This is a genomic window from Desulfonatronovibrio magnus, from assembly GCF_000934755.1.
GTDB classification, from domain to species: Bacteria; Desulfobacterota; Desulfovibrionia; order Desulfovibrionales; family Desulfonatronovibrionaceae; genus Desulfonatronovibrio; species Desulfonatronovibrio magnus.
Genome location: NZ_JYNP01000140.1, coordinates 1 through 1,981 on the forward strand (window position 1 = coordinate 1; position 1,981 = coordinate 1,981).

The 1,981-nt window shown below is 48.1% G+C and carries 2 protein-coding genes; both read right to left on the bottom strand.

What is annotated here, in order from left to right; translation table 11 throughout:
- Window positions 1–216 precede the first annotated feature (216 nt).
- Window positions 217–651 (bottom strand): hypothetical protein, encoded by a 435-nt coding sequence (locus LZ23_RS11790; RefSeq protein WP_045214439.1) that lies wholly within the window; start codon window positions 649–651, stop codon window positions 217–219.
- Between the two features lie 17 nt (window positions 652–668).
- Window positions 669–1,274, bottom strand: a complete 606-nt coding sequence (gene fic / locus LZ23_RS11795; protein WP_045214441.1) for a protein adenylyltransferase Fic — start codon at window positions 1,272–1,274, stop codon at window positions 669–671.
- Window positions 1,275–1,981: the final 707 nt, after the last annotated feature.

Genomic DNA, 1,981 nt, shown 5'->3' on the forward strand with positions numbered 1-1,981 from the left:
CTGGACCTGGGTGATGTCAAACTGGAAAGGGTCAATTATTGCTGAAAATTTGTAACTATTCAATATGCTATTATACTGCACAACAGGCTGTCTTCAGTGATAGCCTGTTTGGGAGCATTACGCGTTTCTGACAACCAGATAGGGGACAGTCCCCGGACCTTTTGCCGGGAGCTACAACTGAGTGCCCCCTGAATAGTTACGTTTGCTGGGCTAAAATTATACTCTCCCTGTGTCTTCAAGGTGCTTAATTTCATCAGGAGAAAGAGGTCGGTCTATATATGCGTCCGTCTCTGGGGGATCTTCATTCTCAAGTCTCTCAATGACCAGAGGGTCTACAACTTCCTCAACTGAATGATGGGTCACATAATACTCGCTTCGCTTATCAAGCGGATGGACATAGGATTCATGATCTGGCGGAGTCCATCCAGCTGCTATGCCTTTTTCAATCGAACCGGGGTCGGATTCGTTTATCCAGTATGCATAGCTGCCATCCTGCTTATAGGACCAATGCACACCTCTATGCCCCCATACGCCCTGACATATCAGACCGAAGACATCTTCATCTGAACACTGAGGCTGGGTCTCTGACCTCCACCAGCGACCTTTGCCATCAGTTAAGTATCCTACAGTTGGCTTTGGTTTTTTATTCATATTTTAGCACCCAATGTCTACAGCTCCCCGGTCCTGAATTCGCTATAGCCTTCATAGAAATAGCTGACATCAATCCCTTTCATAAACATGTTTCGATCACCAATTTTGTCGGTCAAGGCAGTTTTGAGCAGGTGTTTGATTTCCAGGTCTTTCACAGGACTGCGCCGCATGGCGGACAGATACTCTTCCTTATCGACCTGATTCCAATCCACCACCTGCCGGATTTCCTTCTTAAGCATCAGATCCAGCCAGATGCGGGTGGCGCGGCCATTGCCCTCGCGGAACGGGTGGGCAATGTTCATCTCCACATATTTTTCGATGATTTCATCGAAATTGCCTTGCGGCATGGCGTCGATATTTTTCAGCGCGGCCTCCAGATACATCAGGGGGGCAAAGCGAAAATCCCCTTTGGCAATATTCACGTCGCGGATTTTTCCGGCGAATGGATAAATATCGTCAAACAGATAGGCATGGATAAAGGCAAGCCCTACGAAGGTGCCGACCTCTATTTTGTTGATGTCGCCAGAATCAAACAGCTTTTTGGCCTTTTGCTTGCTGATTTTTTCTTCGGCGCGAGCCAGCTCAATCTGGTCGGTGAGGCCCAGTTTGTTATCCTGAATCATCTTAGGCTCCCTCAATCTCTGCCACATGGGGCCAACGCCCTTTATAATCAGTTCGGTATCCTACAGTTGGCTTTGGTTTTTTATTCATACTTTTCACCCAACGTGTGATTATAATTTTTTTCTGACTGGACAGTCAAAAGGGGAGCATTACGAGTTTTTTGAAAATGAATGGGGACAGTCCCGAAGCCAGGGACAGCCCCCCTTCGCACCTCCGGGCTGTAAGCCTCCGGGCAGGAAGCCGTGCCAAGGCATGATAAACCGCTTTTAACCCCAAAAAAGCTGTGACAAACACATCATTTCTTTTAGTTGTCACAAACGCGTAATGCTCCTGCCTGTTTTTTCTGGATTCCGGCTTTCGCCGGAATGACGGTAAAGAGTATGCATCTGCTTTTACCGTCAACCCGGATCCCGAATCAAGGACCGGGACCGGCTTTGATCGTAACCATTCAGGGGGCAGTTACCGGCCAGGGGGACAGTCCCCGCGACACTTTTACTGCACAACTGAAAAGTACAGACGCGAAATTTTGTGAAGGTTCATAGTCATCCTTAGCGGGGACAGTCCCCCTGGCCTTGTGCCACCAGCCACCACCGAGGTCCCCCCTGAATGGTTACCTTTGATCCGGGGTCAAGTATTTTGCATTTCGATTTACAAAAAGGCAACTCAATGGTGAACAGTTACGAAAACTTTATGGTTGTTAATGATACTG

Excerpts from the sequence above, each read along its gene's own strand:
- LZ23_RS11790 (WP_045214439.1), bottom strand. The coding sequence starts at position 651 with ATGAATAAAAAACCAAAGCCAACTGTAGGATACTTAACTGATGGCAAA.
- fic (WP_045214441.1), bottom strand. The coding sequence starts at position 1,274 with ATGATTCAGGATAACAAACTGGGCCTCACCGACCAGATTGAGCTGGCT.